At 61.3% G+C, this 20846-nt stretch carries 18 protein-coding genes and 1 pseudogene; 7 read left to right on the top strand and 12 right to left on the bottom strand.

Going from position 1 to position 20846, the window contains the following annotated elements; translation table 11 throughout:
• Window positions 1-262: 262 nt before the first annotated feature.
• The gene (locus tag YUU_RS52580) at window positions 263-1639 is read right to left on the bottom strand and encodes a CaiB/BaiF CoA-transferase family protein (protein WP_198031873.1); all 1377 of its coding nucleotides are present in this window, start codon (window positions 1637-1639) and stop codon (window positions 263-265) included.
• Window positions 1640-1934: 295 nt separating this feature from the next.
• A complete protein-coding gene (locus tag YUU_RS0133475) occupies window positions 1935-3263 on the bottom strand; it encodes an adenylate/guanylate cyclase domain-containing protein (protein ID WP_027526266.1) in 1329 nt (442 codons plus the stop codon).
• A gap of 286 nt (window positions 3264-3549) precedes the next feature.
• Between YUU_RS0133475 and YUU_RS0133470 the strand changes: the two genes are divergently transcribed.
• Both YUU_RS0133470 and YUU_RS0133465 read left to right on the top strand, forming a co-directional pair.
• Window positions 3550-3789, top strand: coding sequence for a hypothetical protein (locus YUU_RS0133470; protein WP_156944642.1), 240 nt, complete (start codon window positions 3550-3552; stop codon window positions 3787-3789).
• 120 nt (window positions 3790-3909) lie between these two features.
• The gene (locus YUU_RS0133465) at window positions 3910-4338 is read left to right on the top strand and encodes a hypothetical protein (protein WP_156944641.1); all 429 of its coding nucleotides are present in this window, start codon (window positions 3910-3912) and stop codon (window positions 4336-4338) included.
• Window positions 4339-4721: 383 nt separating this feature from the next.
• On the opposite strand, the gene YUU_RS0133455 is transcribed toward YUU_RS0133465, so the two are convergent.
• Both YUU_RS0133455 and YUU_RS59135 read right to left on the bottom strand, forming a co-directional pair.
• Entirely contained in the window at window positions 4722-5519 is a 798-nt protein-coding gene (locus YUU_RS0133455; RefSeq protein WP_027526263.1) for an adenylate/guanylate cyclase domain-containing protein, read from the bottom strand.
• Window positions 5520-6204: 685 nt separating this feature from the next.
• Window positions 6205-6465, bottom strand: a complete 261-nt coding sequence (locus tag YUU_RS59135; RefSeq protein ID WP_156944640.1) for a hypothetical protein — start codon at window positions 6463-6465, stop codon at window positions 6205-6207.
• Between the two features lie 375 nt (window positions 6466-6840).
• Here YUU_RS59135 and YUU_RS52575 point away from each other — a divergent pair, with 375 nt between their 5' ends.
• Window positions 6841-8631 (top strand): tetratricopeptide repeat protein, encoded by a 1791-nt coding sequence (locus tag YUU_RS52575; protein WP_051390021.1) that lies wholly within the window; start codon window positions 6841-6843, stop codon window positions 8629-8631.
• A gap of 145 nt (window positions 8632-8776) precedes the next feature.
• On the opposite strand, the gene YUU_RS0133435 is transcribed toward YUU_RS52575, so the two are convergent.
• Complete coding sequence (locus YUU_RS0133435; protein WP_027526261.1) at window positions 8777-9622, bottom strand: FkbM family methyltransferase; 846 nt, start codon at window positions 9620-9622, stop codon at window positions 8777-8779.
• A 49-nt stretch (window positions 9623-9671) separates the two neighbouring features.
• Between YUU_RS0133435 and YUU_RS57000 the strand changes: the two are divergent.
• Window positions 9672-10025, top strand: a pseudogene (locus YUU_RS57000) (ABC transporter permease); the annotation flags it as partial.
• A 20-nt stretch (window positions 10026-10045) separates the two neighbouring features.
• Here YUU_RS57000 and YUU_RS0133430 read toward each other — a convergent pair.
• The 5 genes from YUU_RS0133430 to YUU_RS0133410 all read right to left on the bottom strand — a co-directional run bounded on the left by YUU_RS0133430 (window position 10046) and on the right by YUU_RS0133410 (window position 16090).
• Window positions 10046-10753 (bottom strand): fumarylacetoacetate hydrolase family protein, encoded by a 708-nt coding sequence (locus YUU_RS0133430; protein ID WP_027526260.1) that lies wholly within the window; start codon window positions 10751-10753, stop codon window positions 10046-10048.
• The gene (gtdA, locus tag YUU_RS0133425; protein WP_027526259.1) at window positions 10746-11804 is read right to left on the bottom strand and encodes a gentisate 1,2-dioxygenase; all 1059 of its coding nucleotides are present in this window, start codon (window positions 11802-11804) and stop codon (window positions 10746-10748) included. Before gtdA ends, YUU_RS0133430 begins: the two co-directional genes overlap by 8 nt.
• Before the next feature lie 32 nt (window positions 11805-11836).
• On the bottom strand, window positions 11837-13192 hold the full coding sequence (locus tag YUU_RS0133420) for an MFS transporter (RefSeq protein ID WP_051390020.1): 1356 nt from the start codon (window positions 13190-13192) through the stop codon (window positions 11837-11839).
• A 75-nt stretch (window positions 13193-13267) separates the two neighbouring features.
• Window positions 13268-14920 (bottom strand): benzoate-CoA ligase family protein, encoded by a 1653-nt coding sequence (locus YUU_RS0133415; RefSeq protein WP_035664090.1) that lies wholly within the window; start codon window positions 14918-14920, stop codon window positions 13268-13270.
• A 21-nt stretch (window positions 14921-14941) separates the two neighbouring features.
• On the bottom strand, window positions 14942-16090 hold the full coding sequence (locus YUU_RS0133410; RefSeq protein WP_035664077.1) for an FAD-dependent monooxygenase: 1149 nt from the start codon (window positions 16088-16090) through the stop codon (window positions 14942-14944).
• Window positions 16091-16259: 169 nt separating this feature from the next.
• On the opposite strand from YUU_RS0133410, the gene YUU_RS0133405 reads away from it, so the two are divergent.
• The 3 genes from YUU_RS0133405 (at window position 16260) to YUU_RS0133395 (ending at window position 18536) form a co-directional block, all read left to right on the top strand.
• The gene (locus tag YUU_RS0133405) at window positions 16260-16658 is read left to right on the top strand and encodes a thioesterase family protein (protein ID WP_035664074.1); all 399 of its coding nucleotides are present in this window, start codon (window positions 16260-16262) and stop codon (window positions 16656-16658) included.
• On the top strand, window positions 16655-17503 hold the full coding sequence (locus YUU_RS0133400) for an IclR family transcriptional regulator (RefSeq protein WP_027526254.1): 849 nt from the start codon (window positions 16655-16657) through the stop codon (window positions 17501-17503). The genes YUU_RS0133405 and YUU_RS0133400 overlap by 4 nt, the downstream gene beginning before the upstream one ends.
• Before the next feature lie 448 nt (window positions 17504-17951).
• The gene (locus YUU_RS0133395) at window positions 17952-18536 is read left to right on the top strand and encodes a hypothetical protein (protein ID WP_084801660.1); all 585 of its coding nucleotides are present in this window, start codon (window positions 17952-17954) and stop codon (window positions 18534-18536) included.
• Between the two features lie 51 nt (window positions 18537-18587).
• Here YUU_RS0133395 and YUU_RS0133390 read toward each other — a convergent pair whose 3' ends face one another.
• Window positions 18588-19490 carry an N-acetylmuramic acid 6-phosphate etherase gene (locus tag YUU_RS0133390; RefSeq protein WP_027526252.1) on the bottom strand — a complete coding sequence of 301 codons (903 nt, stop codon included), beginning with the start codon at window positions 19488-19490 and terminating at the stop codon, window positions 18588-18590.
• A gap of 363 nt (window positions 19491-19853) precedes the next feature.
• Entirely contained in the window at window positions 19854-20837 is a 984-nt protein-coding gene (gene dhaK / locus YUU_RS0133385; protein ID WP_027526251.1) for a dihydroxyacetone kinase subunit DhaK, read from the bottom strand.
• Window positions 20838-20846 lie beyond the last annotated feature (9 nt).

Genomic DNA, 20846 nt, shown 5'->3' with positions numbered 1-20846 from the left:
ACGGCCGCACCATGCGTTGCGTAAGTGGCGTCCGTCGCGTTGGTTGCGTCAGGCATCAGTGCCAGGGCGTCTCCGCAGCCCATGCCGGGCAGGCGGCCAAAAGATCGCGAGCCCAAATTTTCAGATCACAGCCCCGCTGAGAGCGTCGATCCTACCGACTTCTGCAACAAAATCGGCCAATAGGCGACACCGCAGAAAGCTGCGCCAGCACCGACACAGTCGGCCATGGCCGGCGCCATGTCGCGCCCAAGGCTTTACGGTGCTATGGATTGGCCGGAGCTACCTGCGGCTCAGTGAATGGATCTGTGCGGTGCACTATCCCGTCAGCATACAATCCATCGATCTCGGCATGCGATAGGCCCAGCATAGTCGAGAGGATATCGGTCGTATCGTCGCCGATCGACGGCGCGCCGCGCCAGATGCGCCCTGGTGTCAGCGACATCTTCGGCACGACGCCGAAGACCCGGATCGGCACGCCCGACTGCCGATCGAGCACCGGGACAGTCATATCACGAGCCGCATAGTGCTCGTCGTTATATTGGTCGCGCACGTTGAACACGCGAGCGCAACCTATCTGCGCTGCGTTCAGCGCGGTCTCCACCTCAAACGCCGTGTGTGCGGCACAATAGTCGCGCAACCGTCGGTCGACCTCGCACCCCTTCTTGGAGTTTACCGCCGCGGCATCCTTCGAGCACTCGTCGTAGCTGTATTCGACCGGGTCAAGACCGAGGAAGCTCGGCACCCGCTTGTAGATCGCGCCACCGAGCGCTCCGATAAAGACCCAGCCGTCGCTGCATTTGAAAGTGTCGTAGGGTTGAAAACCCGCCGGCCGGTTACCAGTATGCCCGGAGACCGTACCCTCACCTGTAAAAATCGGCAGCGTGTTGCCGTTGGTCTGCGCGACCGCTTCGTACTGCGCGAGATCGATGACCTGGCCTCGCCCGGTTTTCTTGACCTCCCACAGCGCCATCATAGTCGCCGCCCAGCCGGTGAGCGCGGTCACATAGTCGCCGGTATAGGACTTCGCACGCTGCGGCGGACCCGCAGGGTCACCCGTCAAGTTCATCATGCCGCCATACGCTTGCGCAATCGCGTCATAACCCGGTCGCCCGAGATAGTCTTGTTTCCCGTACTGACCATAGGTGCTGACACGCACGATCACGAGGCTCGGGTTTACCGCGAGCGCCAGCTCGTTGGTGATATTGTTGCGCTCGCATGTGCCGGGTGCCGAGGATTCCATCCATACGTCGGAGATCTTCCACAGCGCCATTAAGAGCTCTATCCCGCGCGCCTTTTTGAAGTCGAGCCCCAGCGACAACTTGTTCTTCGTGACTTCGGCCTCGTCGCCGCCATGGGGACGCGGCCCCCGCTGCAATTGCGGCGCGGTAAAGCGAAACACGTCGCCTCCCGGCTTCTCGACGTGAATGACCTCGGCGCCGAACTCCGCGAGCTTGGTGCCAATGTAGGGTTGAGCGATCAGCTGCCCGGTGCCGACCGCGCGGATGCCTTCCAATGGCCCGAACGCTGGTACGATGCACGGCGTCTTCGGTCGTTCCAGGCGCTTGATCCAAGTCGGGATAGAACCACGAAGTTGCTCGATCTTGCTCTCGTCGCTGACAATCCTTGGATCGTGAGGCATGCACACCCCCATTGGTGAATGCACCAGATGAACTTGGGTACAAAGCAAGTTCGTCACGGATATGTCTCAACCGGATTGAAGAGGTTCAACGGATCGCAGAACGGTAACGAGATATGTCATCGATGGCAGCCCAGAGGGAAATGAACAAGGGCCTATACGACATAGAGGGATCGAAGTCGCCTTTGGGTCACGAGCGTCGCCCTCTGCAATAGACGTCGGCCTGTCGATTTCCGCTATGCCCCGTTCGCGACCGAGGATGCGTGGCGGTGTATGTCGCGAAGGGCCATATGCTGACTTATTGGCTTGCAGCGAATAAAACCCATTGACCGGGAATGCCCTTGAGATCGAACGCGCCGCGTTCCGTGAATTTGAGCCCGGCGCCGGCGACAAGATCGGTTACAACGCGCGACACAAGAACCTCGTTCGCGCCGCACTGCGCCATGACGCGCGCGGCGGCGTGCACCGCGATCCCGCCGACATCCGGGCCCCGCACTTCGATCTCGCCGGTGTGTAGGCCGGCGCGCAGCGGGAGGCCGATTTGCTGCGCAGCTGCGCCCAAGGCGAGCGCGCAACGCACCGCGCGGCCCGGTCCGTCGAAGGTTGCGAGAATGCCGTCACCTGTGCTCCTCACGAAATTTCCGCGATGCTTATCGATCATCTGTTCCGCCAAACGATCGTGACGGTCGAGCAGTTCGTGCCAGCGCTGATCTCCAACTTCTACGGCAATACTCGTCGAGCCGACGATGTCGGTGAAGAGAACGGTCGCCAGGACCCGATCCATTTCGGGAACAGCGCAATCGCGATGCCCGGTGACGAATTCCTCAATGTCGCCGATCAGCCCCTCGCAAGCTCCAGCAAAGCACGCGCCGTGAGGAAGATCGCCGTATTCGATGTATTTTGCGCCGGGGATAGCGGCAGCGAGCTTTCGACCTTCAGCTACCGGGACGAACGCGTCAGCACGACTGTGTAACACGAGCGCGGGAACCCGCACGCAGGGCAGGATTGACGTTATGTCGATCCGACGGTTCATCAACATGAGCGTCTTGATAGCGCCCGGACTGCACGACAGACGTTCCAACTTGCCCAATAGCGCAATTTCACGCTCGTTTCCGTCGCTGGTCCCGAGCACGCGCTTCATGAGTTGGCCCGTGCCCCATGCTGCCACCGTCGCCGTGACGACGGCTTCGAACTTTTCGTCGGATACGGAATACCCCGCCCGGACGTAACCGCCCACAAGAATGAGATGCGATACGCGTTCGGGATATGTCGCCGCGAACAAAATGCTCATGGCGCAGCCGTCGGAGAACCCAAGCAGGACAGCCCGCTTGGAGCCGATTGCATCCATGACGGCGCGAACATCGTCCATTCGTTCTTTCAACGACGGCACTCCGGACACGCGATCCGACAGACCTTGTCCTCTCTTGTCGAAGGTCACAACGCGTGCGAACCCGGATAGACGGTGTAAGAACGGCGTAAATCCGGGCAGTTCATGGTGAAATTCGACATGGGAATTCGCCCCCGACACGATGACGATGTCGTGCGGACCATGTCCCATCGTCTGATAGGCGATATTGATATCGCCGCTCTGCGCGTATCGAGTCTCGGGCATACCCAAATCGGTCATGGGTCCCTCAATCTGCGCCGATATTACCTTGACGACCGATCTGGAACAATCACGCAACTTGACTTTGTCAATGCGACGCAAGTCGGCTCCGGGTCAGACTCGGAATAACTCGCTTTGAGCACAACGAGTCCGCTTTACTTCAATCAGCCGACATGAGGCCAGAGCGTGCTAAGGTCTGCCTCGGGCCGATAGACGACATCCCGATGCTCCTTGATTTGGCTCAATAACCCTCGTTGGTTTCAGCCTAGCGTAGACGGCTCGGGTGGGGGCTCGCGGGGTGCTCGTCATGTCCGAGAGTACCGCAAATCGGTTCCGCTGGAAGGCCGAGGAATGCTGCAAATCTGCGAAGCAGGCGGACGATCCGATCGATAAAGAAGCTTGGCTACAACTCGCCAACGAGTGGCTGAAGCTGGCCAAAGATGCCGCATTGCGCCAAGGTGACTTTGAGAGCTTGAGCGATCTGGCGAGTCAACTCGACCTGCTGATCGAGGAGACTGAGGATAAGTGCCCTCGTCGTGAGGGATGAGTAGGGCCACCTCAATTCTCCCTTGAACGCGAGAGGGTCGTCGAGTGCGCGAGCAATTGCGTTCCTGACAGGATGATCAAGGCGCCCACTGACATAGGTCGGTGTTTTCGGGAGGTTCTGATGGACGATCTGGCCGCCGCACCTGTCGCGTCCCTAGATATTGACGCCTCACCTACCAAGCGCTTAGCGCTAGTGGTCTTGGTATCTATCTTTGCGCTCATCGCTTCCGCCAACGCAAAGGCTGACGAACTGCTGTTGTCATGCTGGGGAACAGTTGAAGTGATCCATCAAGGCAAACAGGTCAACCGAGTAGGCGAGAGGTCTTCTATCGCGGTCGTAGTTGATATTGGCCAACAGACTTTGATGATAAATGACGTGAAATGGACGATGTCCGGAGATTTGTCGGGGGTAACGGTCGCATCTACGGATTCAGAGAAAGGTGGCGTCACGCTCAATCGCATAACCGGTGCGCTGATTGCTCATTTCATTGAACGTGATGGTCTCAAGAAATTCAATGGCGAGTGCAAACCAGCGCAGAGACTGTTTTGAAAGGCACCCAAGCGCAACCGCGAGCGATCATATTCCGCCGCATGTCGACCGGGGACTAACGCGCCGTCAAAACCAAAAAAGACATTCGCCATTCGCGTATCTGTATGATGACCCAAAGGGCAGAGTCCATTTTATCGTGAACGGTGCGTCGAGGCGGGCAAACGCACGAACGCTCCTCGACCAAAGGGGTGCAGGCCGAATCGCCAGCATTCGTGTCGACTACCTGAAGGCCGACCTTGCCAAGATCGACTTTGCCGAGGCTTAGAGCAGGGCAGCGATGGGATTACGGTAACAGCGCACTCAATAACCCCGCCGCTTTCGCAAATTCGAAGGCTCACGAGTAAAGTGCACCGCAATTCCCGGCGCCCCCTCCAGTAGGCCCCTCAATCCTCGACCCGGTACAGCCGCCATCGCTCGGGCACGCCTTTGAGCTGGTGAACGCCGTGATCCCTGAAGCGGATTTGCGCGTGTGACACGAGCAGGTTCTTGACCGCGCTCGAGACCAGGACTTCGCCGGCGCGCGCTTTCGCAGCGATGCGCGTCCCGATGTGGAAGGCGAGACCGACCATTTCGCCCCCGCTCACCGTGTACTCGCCTACATGCAGCCCTACCCTGATCTCGAGCCCGAGCGTGCGCACGGCCTTTTGGATCGCTGTCGCGCAATTGACCCCGGCAGCCGGCGCCTTGAACGTCGCCAGCACTCCGTCCCCCATCGTCACGACTTCCTTTCCGCGCGAGGTTTTCAGCTCTTTGCGCACGGCTGCGTAATAGTGGCCCATCACCTTTGTCCAACGCGCATCGCCGAGCTTTGCAGCTTTTTCGGTGGAGCTGACGATATCGACGATCAGGATCGTGGCGAGCGCCTGTTTGAGCTCGGTGCCGCGCTCGACGGATCGGCGCCGGAGCGCAATCGGTCCGGCCAGCGGTTCGTACCGATGGCTGCGGCGCCGCGCGATCGCAGCTTTTGCATAGTCCTGGGCACGCTGGGCCGTACCGCAACGAACTGTCTTCTCCCTCGGCGCAACCGTCCAGTAAACCTTCCGCCCGTCTCCGGCACCATGGACTTCCACGGCGCCCCACTTCAGGAAAACCGCCGAGCCAACGCGCCGAACACACCACGCCTTCGACGTGTATCCGGAAACGTTCGACTGATGGACCCCGATGCGAAGGAATTTTGGCATGAACGTGCAGCCATTCGCAGGAACGCTTGGGAAAGCCTCCATCAAGAAATAGTCGTACACCCCTGCGTTGGCAACCGCACTGCGCGCGCATTCGCGACGTTGAGTTACGATGACCGTGCATTCAAATTGCCGGTTTCGCCTCGGTATCCATCACCGCGGACATGGCCCGCTTGGCTAGCATCGTCATCCCCGGTCAATTGTACCCCTTCGCCTGGCACGGCCCCGGAGAGATCGAGCCGATGTGACGGCGCACCCGCTCTCCTACAACTGCAACCAGCAATTTTGGCGCATCAGATATCCTCGATCGATGCGGTCGCGCGTCCCCCGTTTTTTCGACGCGGCCCAGAGGACCCGAGCCAGAGGACCTACATGAGCCCGCCAAAAGGGCGTCACCATGCGAAAGCAACCTTGATCTAGCTCAAGGGTAGCAGTTTGCCTCTGTCCGACCGTCGAACCATGACACCGACCGAAAGATCATGCCCGGAAGCACATGAGCCAACACCGAAGCCGTCGCGCACGGAGGAAGCGCGCCGGGTTGTTGAGGAGTACGCGAACGATCTCGGGGAAATCGTCAAGAAATTGGGCAAGCGCTTCTTCCATTAAGGCTGCCACACCGGGGGTGAGGGTGGCCGCGCGCCTAATGTTTGATTTTGGACCAACCCCTGCTGTGCTAGTTTGATCACCATCACCGGCCAAGCCTCTGCCCGTAGGCGTCGGTGGCTGAGAGACCGAGCGCGCTCCCGCCTATAGCGAGGAGAGCAAGATGGATCGGTCCCGGCAACTTCAACATCTTGAACAAGCTGAGCGCCACCTGTTGCGTGGCGAGCAGAATGTTCTCGACCAAGAACAGCGTATCGAGGACCTTGAGCATCATGGGCATGACACAACCTTGGCCCGCGCTCTCTTGGAAACATTCCTCTGCACGCAAACGCAATTCGTTGCGCACCGCGATCAAATCCTTCGAGAACTAGACCACAGCGGAGCTTCCTGACGTCAGGTCCGTTCCCTGGCAAGGGCAGATGAGGATATGGAAGGTTCAGGCCGCGCCAGCCTCGCGCCAGCTTCGCACCATAAACGACTTCATGGGACGCTACGGCCGCGCTCGGTGGGTGGACTCCGCCAGCACAGCTCAAAGCGAACTGACGGAACGAGGGGGGCAAGTGCGACGGACGCCTCCTCCTTCTCGCGTGACTGAGAATCGGCGAGCAATCTGACGTTGTCCACTTTTTTCTGGTCAGCTTATGAATCGTCAAGAGTGCCGGGCCGCGGCCGAACAATCCCAAAAGGTCGCACCGCAAAATTTGGAGGCCGCGAAACAAAGTTGGAGGCTGCGAAACAGGGCAAATTGCTGTTTGATCTCGGCCGGTATGCCGAAGCCCTGGAATGCTTCAACGCATTCGATAGGCTCAATCCAAATATCGCACCTCTGTATCAAACGCGCGGCCTTTGCCTCCAACGGTTGGGCCGGTTCGAGGAAGCGCAGGCCGACTTCGAGAGGTCCATTGCGCTGAACCCCACCGAGGCGGAGACGCACAAAAACCTTGGCACGCTTCATTCAAGATTTGGCCGGATGGAGCAGGCATTGGCGAGCATCGATCGCGCGCTCGAGCTTCGTCCTGATTTTTCCGCAGCGCTTAACGAAAAGGCACGGGCGTTGAGGAACCTGCAATTGCGGGATGAAGCTCTCGTGGTCCTTCACAAATCGCTGGCGATCGACCCGGGCAATGCGGACACGATTCGGAATCTCGCGCTGCTGCTGCTTGATCTCGGCCGGCATGCGGAAGCCCTGGACTGCTTCAACGCAGCCGTGAAATTGAATCCAAATTCCGCAGCTCTGTATCAAATGCGCGGCGTTTGCCTCCAGGAGGCGAACCGGTTCGAGGAAGCGGAGGCCGACTACGAGAAGTCCATCGCGCTGGACTCCGGCCTGGCGGAAACGCACAACAACCTCGGCTCGCTTCATTCGAGACTTGGCCGGATGGAGCAGGCACTGGCGAGCATCGATCGCGCGCTCGAACTTCGTCCGGATTTTGCCGCAGCGCTTTCCAATAAAGCATTCCTGTTGTTGAATCTGCAATTGCTGGATGAAGCCTTCGCGACCTTTCACAGATCCTTGGCGGTCGACCCAAATCATGCGGCGGCGGCCTTTAATTTGGCGACGCTTCAGCTGCTGACCGGAGATTTTGAGCGAGGCTGGCTTGGGCGCGAAGCGCGTTGGAGAATTCCTTCTTTCGGTTTGCCCGGCCGAGGTTTTCCCCAATCCCTTTGGCTCGGTGACCAACCGCTCGAAGGCAAGACCATATTGCTTCATGCCGACGAGGGATTGGGCGATGCAATTCAGTTTGCGCGCTATGTGCCCATGGTGGCCGCGCTCGGGGCTCAAGTCATCCTGGAGGTCCAGCCGCCGATCCAGAGGCTCTTGGGTGGGGTGCCCGGCGTCGCAACGTGTACGGTCCGATCGTCTACAACGTCGCTGTCGTTCGACCTGCACTGTCCTCTTGGAAGCCTGCCGCTGGCGTTCGGGACGCGGCTCGATACGATCCCGTTCGCAGAGCCGTACCTTCCTGCGCCTCCGGCGGCGCGCGTGAAGGCGTGGGAAGACCGGATTGGCCCCCGCAATCGCTTGCGCGTCGGTCTTGTCTGGTCGGGGAATCCGGTTCACAAGAACGATCACAATCGATCGATGGCACTGCACGCGCTTGCTCCTCTCCTGGACTGCGACGTCCAGTTCGTCAGCCTGCAAAAAGGCGTCCGGGATCAGGATCAGGCCTTCCTCCGCGAACGTTGTGACATCGTAGACTTAACGGAACAGCTCACGGATTTCAGCGAAACGGCGGCGCTGGTTTGCTGCCTTGATCTGGTGATCTCGGTCGACACCAGCGTCGTTCACCTCGCCGGCGCGCTGGGCGCTCCCGTCTGGACGATGCTGCCTTTCAACCCGGATTGGCGCTGGCTGCTCAAGCGCGACGACAGCCCGTGGTATCGGTCAATGAGGCTGTTCAGGCAAAACGCGCCGCGCGAATGGTCGGGAGTTGTCGAGCAGGTGCGCACCGAACTGCGCAATGTTGTTGCTGGCTGGAGCCCGGCGAAAAGGACGATCGGCGCAGACTAAAGCGCGATGAGATTGGGATGAATCGTCATCGCGCTCAGGTCGCTTGTTTGAGCATGACCTCCGCGCAAACGCGTTCCACGTTTGTCGCGAGGGAAAACCGCTTCACACTTTGCGCTAACGCGCCCCTTCGAGTCCGGATGATGCTCTAGACATTTGCTTCCGCAAAGCTGCGTGCTTCAGCATGCTGGCCGGCGCCTTGAAGTCCGTTGATATCCTTCGAACTCTCATCGCTTTGATGTACTGCGAGAATATTGATGCCGAGAGCCAAGGACTGATAGCCGTTGTCCCGTAGCCAATGCTCAAGTTGCCGGTTATCCGTCTTGATTTTTTCGATGAACAGCATCGGGCGATACTTTTTGATTGTCTCCCGAGCACCCGCAAGGGCCTCCATCTCCATTCCCTCGATATCAATCTTGATGAAATCCACTCGAGGCAAGTTGAGCTCGTCCAGCGTCATTTTTTGTACAGGGACGGTGTTGTCGGTATAGTTGATCGACTGACCTATAAATTCGTTACCCGGACGCTGCCGCAATTCCAGGCTGCCGAAGCTGGAAGGCGTAAAATAGTTTGGATTTGGAATTTGCATCGTGCCGGATTCGGAGGAAACGGCAGCATGCACCGCTAACGCATTGAAGCAGTTGTTGATGGCAATGTTGCCCGCCAGCGCATAGTAGATCCGTTCCTGGGCTTCGATCGCAATCACCGAACCCCAGCCCGTCATCGACGAGGCCCATTCGATCGTGTGCACGCCGATATTCGCGCCACAGTCAATGGCGATCACCCCGTCACCGTGGTACCGCCGTCGCAATGCCAACAATTCGAGAGCGGCCCTGACTTCGCCTGGATCGAAAGCGGCCGTTTCGAGGATCTGAAATCCCACGCCGTAGCCGCGGTCAGGACTGACCATGCGATAGTCGAATCGATTGACTATCATCGTTCCATGATTGGACGAGGCCAAGACAAAGGCCAGCTTTTGCCCCGCGATAGGCATTGCAGAATCTCCTTTAACCTAGAATCGATCCCACTATCCCAATGCCCGCTTGTGCGAAGCTGGTCCCGACAATGGCTTCCGGCAGTTCTTTAGCGGCCATGCCGTCAGGCGAACTGACAGAAACTGGAGGACGTTAGTTGCCGGAATCACACCCGATTACCTAGTCGCTCGTGAATGGACGATATTGGATGGCCGCTCCTTCAACAGTGCCGAGATCAATTCCGGTGCCAAGGTCGCCATCGTTGGGACAGTCATTCCTATGGAACTCTACGACTCGCGTCCGGCAGTCGGAAGAATATTCCGGATTGGCGACGTGCCCTTTACCATCATTGGTGTGCTGGGCAAAAAGGGGATTGGAGCGGCTGGCCGCAGTCAAGACGATGTTGTCTTCGTTCCCATCTCGACGGCAAAGAGTCTAGGTTGCTATTCGACACTTATCCTGATTTCGCCCAGCCCCTCGATTCCTCCTGTCATCACCTGGCCCCGCTGCACGGGGCCGACGCCTTCCGGCGTGCCCGTCATGATGATGTCGCCGGGTTTGAGCGCCATCGACTGCGAGCAGATCGAGATGATGTCCGGCACGGGCCAGATCAGCTTTGAGATGTCGGAGTCCTGCTTGAGCGCGCCGTCGACGGCAAGCCAGATGCGCCCGGCGTTTGGATGGCCGACCTCCGAGACCGGTCGCAGCGGGGCGATCGGCGCAGAGAGGTCGAAACCCTTGCCCCAGTCCCAGGGACGGCCCTGCTCGCGGGCTTGAAGCTGCAGGTCGCGGCGCGTCAGATCGATGCCGACGCCATAGCCCCAGACATGATCGAGCGCGCGCGCGACGGGAATGTCCGTGCCGCCCTGGCCGATCGCGACGATCAGCTCGATTTCGTAGTGGAAGTTGCTGGTCTGCGGCGGATAGGGAACCGTCGTCCCGTCGTCCACGACCGTGTCCGCGGGCTTCATGAAGAAGAACGGCGGCTCGCGATCGGGATCGCGTCCCATCTCGCGTGCGTGCGCCGCGTAGTTGCGGCCGACACAGATGATCCGGCGCAGCGGAAAGCGCGCCGCCACATCGTGGACCGCGACCGAGGCGTGCGGCGGCGGCGGCAGAACGAAATCGGAGTGAGTATTGGCGTTAAGCATTGCCGCGGTCCTCCCGGAAAAGATGCAGGGCTTCCTGAATGGGTCGATCGGAATAGGAGAAGATCACGGCGTCGCCGTCGATCGCCTCGTGACGTACGCGATGCCAGGAGGGTACGACGAAGATGTCGCGCTTGCCCCACTCGACCACGATGTCCTCGCCGGATCGCGACGAGATGACGCTGCGGCCCCTGCCCTCGATCGGCGCGAACACGGTCGCGTCCGTCGAACGGTAGGCCGCGGTCGCAAAATCCTTTGGCAGGAGTTGGATGAAGGTCGCCATGGTGGCCATGGCATGATTGCCCGTGATCGGGTTGGTGTAGCGCATCTTGAGACCGTGGCAGGGGTCCCAGGCGGCGGCGCGTCGCAAGCGCTCGAGCGACTCGCGGGTTCGTGCATAGGGATAGTTGAACACCGGCGAGGTGCCGCCGCCTCCCCTGTGATCGACGGGAAGCAGGTTGTGGCCATAGCGAGCGTCGCTGTCGCCGATGGGGCGGATAATCGGCTGCTCGTCGACGTCGAGATGTTCGGCGAAGGACGCATCCAGCATCTGAATGACGGGAATATCGAGACCGTCCAGCCAGAACACCGGATTGGGGCTGGGGTTGCCGTGGTCGTGCCAGGCCCAAGGCGGCGTGATGATGAAATCGCCTTCGTGCATGATGGTGCGTTCCCCGTTCACCGCCGTGTAGGCGCCCTCGCCTTCGAGGATGAACCGCAGCGCGGATTGCGTATGGCGGTGGGCCGGCGCAACCTCACCCGGCATGACGAGCTGCACGCCGGCATAGAGGTCCGTCGTGATTTTCGACTGGCCGCGAAGACCGGGATTTTCGAGGACCAGAACCCTCCGCTCCGCCTCCTTGGCGGTGATGAGACTTCCGGCCTCGAGCATATAGGCGCGGATCTCATCAAAGCGCCAGGATGCGGGACGACACGCGCTTCTCGGTTCGGGCGTGACGAGATCGGCCAGTGACAGCCACAGGGCCGTCAGGTTCCTCTTGTCGATCTTGTCGTAGAAGGCCCGTCGCTCCGGCGTATCGGCGGTCGGGGCCATGATCGAATGTTGGGACATTGTCTGTCTCGCTGTTAATGATGAAGGGTCGCGGCCGACGAGACGAGCGCAAGCGCCGGCTCTCGTCTGCGAAGCGCGATCACCGCCAGTCCCGCCAGCATTGCCGGCACCGCCGCCGTCAAGACGACGGACTGCGCAGTCCATCCGAAGCCGAGCAGCACGCCGCCTGCGACCGGGCCGATGATCGAGCCGATGCGGCCCACGCCCAACGCCCAGCCCACACCGGTGGATCGGATCTCAGTCGGATAGAGGCTGGCCGCGAGCGCGTTCATGCCGATCTGCGCACCCACCACCCCGAACCCGGCGAGGAAGGTCGAGATCATCAGCGTCCACACATTGGCGGACCCGAATGCGATGCCCGCAATGAAGAGCGCCGAAGCGGAATAGGCGCCGCCGAGCACCAGATACGGATCGAGCCGGTCGACGAAGCGGCCGAGAACGACCGCGCCGGCGACCCCTCCGGCGTTCAGCACCGCCGTCGAGAGGATCGCGATGTTGAGCGGCAGCCCGCTCGCCTTGAGCAGCGAGGGCATCCAGTTTACCAGGAAGTACATGACGAGCAGGTTCATGAAGAACGCGATCCAGAGGAGCACCGTCATGGATGCGCGGCCTTCCCCGAGAAGCTTCGTCACCGGAAATCCGGATGCTTTCGAACCATGCATGGCATAGCGGCTCACCGCAGTCGGGGAGATGGTCGGATCGAGCCTGGCGACGAGACGCCCTATTCTTTCGTCTGCAACGTCGCGTGTCATCAGATAGCGGATCGACTCGGGCAGCCAGATCAACAGCACGATCAGGGTGACGAGAGGAAGCACGCCGCCCACGACGAAGACCGCCTGCCAGCCGAGCGCACCGATCAAAGGCGCACTGATCACGCCGCCGATCGTCGACCCCAGCGGAAAGCCGCAGAACATGATGGCGATGAGCAGCGCACGCATCCGCTTCGGCGCGTATTCGCTGGTCAGAGCGATGATGTTGGGCATCGCACCGCCGAGGCCAAGGCCCGTCAGAAAGCGGTAGACCAGGAGCTCGTTCAGCGTGGTCGCGCGCGCGGTGACGAGCGCGAAGATGCCGAACAGCAGCACCGAGAGCAGGATCACGCCTTTTCGACCGAAGCGATCCGCCGCCGGGCTCAGGACGAAAGCACCGACCGTGAGGCCGGCGAGGCCCGCACCGAAGATCGGGCCGAAGCCGGCCATGGCGATCCCCCATTGCTCGGCAATGACGGGCGCGACATAGGCGATCGCCTGAGTGTCGAAACCGTCGAGCAGGGCGATCCACGCGCAAAGAACGAGGATCAGAAGCTGGAGGCGTCCGAACCGCGCCTCTTCGATGACCTCGGTAACGTCTACAATATTCGCAGCGGACATCACGAACTCCAGTGAGCTTGTGTTTCTAAGCCGGTGACAGTTCAAGTATGTGAGAAGGCGGAGCTGGCTGCTTGGTCAGGCCCCCAGCGGGGCGCTACGCAGCTTCTGCCGATCGATCTTGCCCGTTCCCGTCTTCGGCAAATCGGACCAGTATTCGATCAGGCGTGGATATTTGTAGGGGAGCAGTTTCGATTTGACGTGATCCTGCAGCTCACGCGTCAACGACTCGCTCGGCGTATGACCGTCCTGAAGGATCACAAATGCCTTCGTGGTCATGCGGCGATCGGGAAGCTCGAGGCCAAGGACCGCGCATTCCCGGACCGCGGGATGATCCGACAGGCAGAGCTCGATCTCGACCGGGTAGATCCACTGCCCGCTCACCTTGATGAGATCGTCGACGCGACCGACGAAGGTGAAGAAGCCGTCGGCATCCTCGACCAGCCTGTCGCCGGTCCAGATCCACCCCTCCTCGCGCATGGTCTGTTCGGTCTTGTCGGGCCTGTTCCAGTAGCACGGCGCGTTGGAGTGACCGCGGACCCACATCACGCCTTCTTCGCCTTGCGCGACGGGCTCTCCTTCGGGCGTGGTCAGTCGGATCTCGTATCCCGGAACGCGCTTGCCGGCGGTCCCGGTCTTCCTCCGTTCGCGCGTGTTCGAGAGATAGATGTGCAGCACCTCGGTCGATCCGAGTCCTTCGACGATCTCGAGCCCGAAGCGTCGCCGCCAGTCGTTGAAGATATCCTGCGACAGCACTTCGGCGGCCGACAGGCACAAGCGCACGCTCGACAGGTCGGCAGTTTCGATGCGAGGATGATGCAGCAACGCGTTGTAAAGCGTCGGCAGGCCGAAGAAGAGGGTCGGCTTGAACCGCTCGATCATATCAAGAATAGCGCCTGGCTCGGGCCGCCCGGCGAGCAGGACCGTGCTGGCGCCGACCGAGAACGGGAACGTGATCGAATTGCCGAAGCCGTAGGCGAAGAAGATCTTCGGCACCGAGAAACAGATGTCGTTCTCTTCGATTCCCAGGATGTGACGCCCGAAACTATCAGCCGTGTAGGCCATGTCGTGCTGGAGATGCACGATGCCTTTCGGCCGGCCGGTACTGCCCGAGCTGTACATCCAGAACGCCATGTCGTCACGACGCGTGGGTGCTGCGTCCAGCTCTTCAGGAAACTGGGCAAACCATTGGTCGCCATTCAGAACCTTGATCGAGGACGGCTCGCACGCGGCATCGCCATTGACGACGACCAGCGCGCGCAGCCGCGTTCCCGCGACCGTCTCCTGGTCGAACAGGGCAGCATATTCGGCGTCGACGACCGCAACCGGCGCGGCCGAGTCCTGAAGGTAGAAGCCGATGAGGTCCTTGGGCGACAACGTATTGATCAGCATCGGCACGAAGCCGGCACGGATCGCGCCAAAGAACACCGCAGGGTAAGCGGCCGTGTCGTTCAGCAGGAGGAGCACGCGCTCACCGGCGGCAAGCCCGAGCGATTTGAGCGCGTTTCCGCATTTGGCGGCCTTGACACACAGCTCGGCATAGCTGGTGTTGCCGGTCGCGGCAAAGATCGCGACCTTATCGGCACGACCCGCCCCGAGATTGTCGAAGAGGATTTCGCTGGCGTTGTAGCGCTCGGCGATTTCAAACCCGATCTCCTGTGCGCCCGGCGCATTGTCGGGCACTTGGTCCACGATCGCGTCCGCGAGTACCTGGCCGATTCCGTTCGTCATGGAAGCGCTCCTCATCATCGCTTACGTGCTTGGGACCAATGAACTGGCGTCGTAGCGCGCCATGAAGCGCGGCGACATCGCGCGGAGCTGATTGTCGTCGATCCGCCCCGAACGGGTGATGTAGCTGTAGCCGAAATCCAGCGGCTTTAGCTTCATGTGCTCGGCAAAGCGCTCGTACCAGGCCGCGCTCGTCCTTGCCGCTTTGACCAGCTTCTCCACCACCGGGCGGCGCAGAGCCTCGTAGACTTCCAGCGCGCGGCGGAGATCGTTCGGTTCACTGTCCAGCGCATTGACGAGGGCGATGACGTCCTCGAGCGCCAGGCGCGTGCCCGATCCGATCGAGAAGTGCGCGGTGTGAAGCGCGTCACCCACGAGCACCATGTTGCGGTGTGACCAGCGATCGTTCCACAGCCACGGGAAATTCCGCCAGATCGACTTGTTGTTGACGAGCGGATGCCCTTCGAGCGTGTCGGCGAACACCTTCTCGCAAAGAGTCCTGCTCTCTTCCTCGGTCTTCTCCGCAAAACCGGCGCGCAGCCACGTTGCGCGATCGCACTCGACGATGAACGTGCTCATCGTCGGCGAGTAACGGTAATGATGGGCGTTGAAGCTGCCGAACTCGGTTTCGACGAAGGTCTGGGTCAGCGTCTCGAAGCGCTTGGTGGTGCCGTACCAGGCGAACTTGTTGTCGTCATATGAAAGGGACGTCTTGAAGTCGCCTTCGTAGCTCCTTCGAACCAGCGAGTTCACGCCGTCGGCAGCAACGATCAGATCGTATCCCGCGAGCTCGTCGACCGAGCGCACGATCGTGCCGAAATGCAGATCCGCACCGGCGGATCGGGCACGCTGGGTCAGTTGCGTGATGAAATCGAGCCGTCCGACCGCGGAGAAGCCGACGCCGTCGAGCGCGACGCTCTCGCCGCGATGAACGAGCGTGATGTCGCGCCATGTCTCCATGCGCGCTGAGACGGCGTCCGCCGTTTCCGGATCATCGGCGCGAAGGAAGTCGAGCGCCTTGTCGGAGAAGACGACGCCAAAGCCCCAGGTGGCGCCTTCCGGATTCTGCTCTAAGACGTCGACGTGGGCGTCGGGGTGCCGACGCTTCCACAAGTAGGCGAAATACAGCCCCGCAGGACCGCCCCCCATCACAGCAATGCGACTGAGCCGCATGACCTTCCCTTCCCTGTTGGTTTGCTTGCCGTTTTCTTATTGCGTATTATGCAATCAATTTCTCAATATGCAATATATTTTTGCGCAGTGAGGAAACATTTTTCTTATAGGGAATGAAGCCGCCGAAGCTAAGCTTCGGTCCGGCGTCGTGCGACAGGAGGGTTTTCGGATGTTTGAGACAGCTTTCACGATCGAGTGGGGCGATTGCGACGAAGCCGGAATCGTCTTTTATCCCAACTACTTCTATTGGTTTGACTGCACCTATCAGCGCTGGCTGCGTAAGCACGGTTTGAGCCAGCGGGAGCTCAAGCGCCGCTTCAAAAGCGTCACGCCGCTCGTCGATGTCGGCGCCCAGTTTGTCGGACCTGCCCGCTACGACGATGAGCTGGTGGTCCGCGCTGAAATCGCCGAGTGGCGAGAGCGAAAGTTTCGAATCGACTACAAGCTGTCGGTCGGAAACGTGCAGATTGCGAGCGGCTTCGAACAGCGCGCCTGGGCCTCTGTCACGGACACGGGCGAACTCCGCGGCGCCAGCGTGCCGCAAGAGTTCAGGGAATTGCTGAAATGAAACGGACGCCTCCGAAAGACACTGGCGAAGAGAGCGGCGGGACGGCTCCCGGCGGTATCCAGGCTCTCGACGCCGCGCTTTCGGTCCTGCGAGTCCTGCGATCCTTTGACGGGCCGGCGACACTGTCGGATATCGCGCGCGAAGCCGGGATGCCACCGAGCAAGGTGCATCGCTACCTGGCGAGCTTCATTCATGCGGGACTTGCCGTGCAGAAGGAGCGCTCCGGCCGGTACGACCTCGGCCGCGAAGCCGCGGAGTTGGGCGTTGCGGCCATCAGCCGGAACAACTTCGTCGTCCGCGCCTCCGACGAGCTCGAGGAATTGGCCGCGACGACGGGCCAGGCTGCACTGCTGGCCGTCTGGAGCCACAATGGCCCGACCGTGGTCCGAATGGAGAGAGGTCCCCATCTGACGACCACGTCGATCGGTCTCGGCAGCACGTTTCCCTTGCTGGACTCCGCGACCGGACGCGTCTTCTTGTCTTACCTGCCGTCCCCACAACTGGCCGGGCGGCTGCAAAACGAACTCGAGCGTGCCGCGTCAGTCGGCGTCAGCTGGCCGGATCTCAATCCCAACCCGGAAAGCGTCGAGGCATTGACGACGAAAATCCGGCGCGAGCGGATTGCCTATGTCGATGGACGCTACATTCCGGGACTGAGCGCGATCTCATCCGCGATCACGAACTGGCAAGGCGAGATCGAGGTCGCCGTGACCTTGTTCGGCACGCACAGGGACTTGCTGCAGCCTGATAGTCCCGCGCGAGGCGCCTTGATCGATTTTGCCGCCCGTCATTCGATCGTGCCGCCGGCCCAACTCGGCAATTCGAGCGGCGTGCCAGAGCGATAGCTGGCGCGTGCGCCTTGGCTGACAACCTGAATTCACGAGCAAGCTCGGCCCCACACAGCCGCCGTCGCCTCCAATTGACACGGGCCTTGCTTATCGGCACGGTTTACGTCCGTGAAACATGCGGGAACGAGTTGCCGATTCGGCGGCGTCGGCACGCAAACCGCAGCGTCGCAACACGACCCTCGGGGCACTCAAGCCGCATCGGCGCAGCTGCTGAAGTTGACAGATGGCTCCATCGAGAACGGATATCGGCCGGCTTGATCTGCGAATGGAGCGTGATCCGTTGCACGCCGCCGCTCGTCCTCCACCGGAGGATCATGTTCCAGAGGACCAGGAGCTGGGGTCAGGCACCGGGCAAAGTAGCAGAGCACCCGCGGTTCACCCGGCCCACGAGGCCTCTGCCGTGTCGTCCGTGCACTTCGGTTCCGGGGGCGATGAGGCGGGAGACATGACCGCCTTTGCCAGATGGGTGGGGCGAGCACGCAGCATCTGGCGTGGCCATGTCCTGCGCGATCAGGCCCCCGAGGCGACGAGGCCGTCGGGAGGAAATGTCGAGCGCTGGTTGCTCGCATTGTTGAGCGTCCTCGTGATCGTCAGCTGCGTTTGCGTGACCATCGTCTTCACGCAGGTCACGTCGCTCAAAGCAGAGATCACAACGCTGCAACGCGAGATCATCGCGCTCAAGCTGCACGTCGCCAGGCTCGATCAGATCGCCAACGAGGCACGTGACAGGCAAAGCAGCGAAACACCCAAGCCAGCGGCGGAGCCCCGTCCTGACCAGGGCTTGCTCATCCTCTCGCGCGAAGAGATTCAGCTGATCAGAGACTTTATCAAGCCTGCCCCGATTGCGCCGTCCGCGACTGAGCCGATCAAGGTCGGCGATCCCGTCGCGGGAGAAACCATCCCCTTTCCTTCTCCGATCACGGACAAGGTGCGGAAACTGCTTGGCGCCAGATTTACCATTCGCAACGGCGTCATCGCCGTTACCCGGAACGGTAGCCGCCAGGTTGACGCCGTGATCGGGCCCAATTGACGAGGGGCGGACTTCGGGGCTGCTGCGGTGAGTATGCCGCCTGCCGCGCCCTCACCCCAGATCATCAAACACGCGACGAAGATTGCCCTTGTGGCCGGCGAGAAGGTTCGCCGCTTCCGTCTTGTCGTATCCGAGCACGACGAGCGCGGCCAGCTTGATGTCGCCGCCGGTCTCTTCCAGGGCAGAGGCAGCTTGCGCTTCGCTGCAACCTGTGATGTGGGCGACCATCGCCTCGGCACGGCGCTTCAGCTTCGCGTTCGTGGGCAGCATGTTGACCATCATGCCGCGGTAGACGCGACCAAGACGCAGCATGATGCCGGTCGACATCAGGTTGAGGACGATCTTCTGGGCCGTGCCGGCCTTCATCCGCGTCGAACCGGCGATGAGCTCGGGCCCGGTCTCGACGAGGACCGGATATTTCGCGGCTGCAAGCAGCGGGGCCTGGCGATTATTGGCGATGCCGACGGTCACGGCCTGGTATCGGCCGGCCTGGCGCAATGCGGCTACGGTGAACGGGGTCGTGCCGCTCGCCGCAACCGCGATGACAACGTCGTGTGACGACAGCCTTGCGGCATCGATCTGGGCGATTGCGTCATCGACGTCGTCTTCCGCGCCTTCGACGCTGGTGACAAACGCGCTCTCTCCGCCGGCGATGATGAAGTGAACCCGCTGTTGAGGCCACGCGAAGGTAGGCGTCAGCTCGGCGCCGTCCTGGATGGCCACCCTGCCGGACGTTCCTGCGCCGACATAGACCAGGCGCCCGTCATCTCCGAGGGCCTCTGCCGCGGCAGCCGTCGCCGCGGCGAGCGCGGGAAGACACTGGCCGACGGCCGCGACGGCCGCGAGCTGACCTTCCCACATCGCTTCCAATGCCGCGGTCCCCGACCAAGCGTCCAAATCCGTGAAGCGGGGATCGACGGCTTCAGTTGCATTGGCGCGATCCGTTCGTTTCATGGGCTCGTACCACCGTAGCGTGACGCTGAGTTGCCAGTAGCCGGCCTGACGCTAGCCAAGGGCAGGTCGCCGTTCATCGCATCCTTGGGAATGCCAGCGCGACCGGCAAACTAACATGGATCCTGGTACATGGGTTCCAGTTCGGTAGACGCAACCGGCCGCGCAGGCAGTCCGATCGAGCTCCCAACAAAAATCTAAAAAAACACGGAAAATTGAGTCGCGAGCGTTTCGCAAAAAAATGCCGTGCCTGATGGCACGGCCAGTTTCAGGGAGCAAACCGGCGCGATGGACAGCCCGCTAGCGGGGCCGGCATTCCATCGCGGCGGAGTTCAGGATCGCTCAGTGGTCCATATCAGGCGAGGCTCACCATTTGAGGGCTGCGGTGCGGACCGGGTGGTCCCACAGCGCCGTCGTCTCGGCATCGAGCAGGCTCAACGTGAGCGAACAGCCGGCCATGTCGAGCGAGGTGACGTAGCTGCCGACCAGCGAGCGGGTGATGCGCAGGCCGCGCTTCTCGAGCAGCTTTCGCGCCGCCTGGTACATCAGATAGAGCTCGATCGTGGGTGTGCCGCCGAAGCCGTTGACGAGCAGGAGCGCCTCGGCCCCCTCCCGTGCGTCGAGATCCTCCGCGATGGCCGTCGTCATCTCGAAGGCGATGGCGTCGGCCCGCTCCAGCTTGACGCGGCGGCGCCCGGGCTCGCCGTGAATGCCGACGCCCATCTCCATCTCGTCCTCGGCGAGCGCGAAAGTCGGCCCGCCCGCGGCCGGGACGGTGCAGCTCGTCAGCGCCACGCCCATCGAGCGCGTTTTCGCATTGACGCGCTCGCCGAGCGCAACGCAGCCGGCGAGATCAAGGCCCTTCTCAGCGGCCGCGCCAACGATCTTCTCGACGATCAGCGTCCCGGCGACGCCACGGCGGCCGATGCTGTGGGTAGAGTTCTCAACCGCGACGTCATCATCCGTCACGATGGTAGCAATCCGGCCTTCGGCGATCTCCGCCGCCATCTCGAAATTCATGCGGTCGCCGGCATAATTCTTCACGATGAACAGCACGCCGGCGTCACCAGCGACAGCCTGGGCAGCCTCGACGATCTGGTCCGGCGTCGGCGACGTGAAGACCTGCCCCGGACAGGCGGCGTCGAGCATGCCATAGCCGACGAAGCCGGCATGCAGCGGCTCGTGCCCGCTGCCGCCGCCCGAGACCAGCGCCACCTTTTTCGGGTTGAGCTCACGGCGGCGCACGAATTTGCGTTCGGATCCCAGCGTCACGAGATCGGCATGCGCCGCGGCAAACCCGTCCAGGCTCTCGGCCAGGACGTCGTCGACGGAATTGATGAACTTCTTCATGCGACCCTC

Source organism: Bradyrhizobium sp. Ec3.3, assembly GCF_000472925.1.
Taxonomy (GTDB): Bacteria; Pseudomonadota; Alphaproteobacteria; order Rhizobiales; family Xanthobacteraceae; genus Bradyrhizobium.
This window is presented reverse-complemented; position numbering and strand designations above follow the sequence as displayed.

Coding starts and splice junctions, on each gene's coding strand:
- YUU_RS52580 (WP_198031873.1), bottom strand. CDS start 1,639: ATGCCTCACGATCCAAGGATTGTCAGCGACGAGAGCAAGATCGAGCAA.
- YUU_RS0133475 (WP_027526266.1), bottom strand. CDS start 3,263: ATGACCGATTTGGGTATGCCCGAGACTCGATACGCGCAGAGCGGCGAT.
- YUU_RS0133470 (WP_156944642.1), top strand. CDS start 3,550: ATGTCCGAGAGTACCGCAAATCGGTTCCGCTGGAAGGCCGAGGAATGC.
- YUU_RS0133465 (WP_156944641.1), top strand. CDS start 3,910: ATGGACGATCTGGCCGCCGCACCTGTCGCGTCCCTAGATATTGACGCC.
- YUU_RS0133455 (WP_027526263.1), bottom strand. CDS start 5,519: ATGCCAAAATTCCTTCGCATCGGGGTCCATCAGTCGAACGTTTCCGGA.
- YUU_RS0133435 (WP_027526261.1), bottom strand. CDS start 9,622: ATGCCTATCGCGGGGCAAAAGCTGGCCTTTGTCTTGGCCTCGTCCAAT.
- YUU_RS0133430 (WP_027526260.1), bottom strand. CDS start 10,753: ATGCTTAACGCCAATACTCACTCCGATTTCGTTCTGCCGCCGCCGCCG.
- gtdA (WP_027526259.1), bottom strand. CDS start 11,804: ATGGCCCCGACCGCCGATACGCCGGAGCGACGGGCCTTCTACGACAAG.
- YUU_RS0133420 (WP_051390020.1), bottom strand. CDS start 13,192: ATGTCCGCTGCGAATATTGTAGACGTTACCGAGGTCATCGAAGAGGCG.
- YUU_RS0133415 (WP_035664090.1), bottom strand. CDS start 14,920: ATGACGAACGGAATCGGCCAGGTACTCGCGGACGCGATCGTGGACCAA.
- YUU_RS0133410 (WP_035664077.1), bottom strand. CDS start 16,090: ATGCGGCTCAGTCGCATTGCTGTGATGGGGGGCGGTCCTGCGGGGCTG.
- YUU_RS0133405 (WP_035664074.1), top strand. CDS start 16,260: ATGTTTGAGACAGCTTTCACGATCGAGTGGGGCGATTGCGACGAAGCC.
- YUU_RS0133400 (WP_027526254.1), top strand. CDS start 16,655: ATGAAACGGACGCCTCCGAAAGACACTGGCGAAGAGAGCGGCGGGACG.
- YUU_RS0133395 (WP_084801660.1), top strand. CDS start 17,952: ATGACCGCCTTTGCCAGATGGGTGGGGCGAGCACGCAGCATCTGGCGT.
- YUU_RS0133390 (WP_027526252.1), bottom strand. CDS start 19,490: ATGAAACGAACGGATCGCGCCAATGCAACTGAAGCCGTCGATCCCCGC.
- dhaK (WP_027526251.1), bottom strand. CDS start 20,837: ATGAAGAAGTTCATCAATTCCGTCGACGACGTCCTGGCCGAGAGCCTG.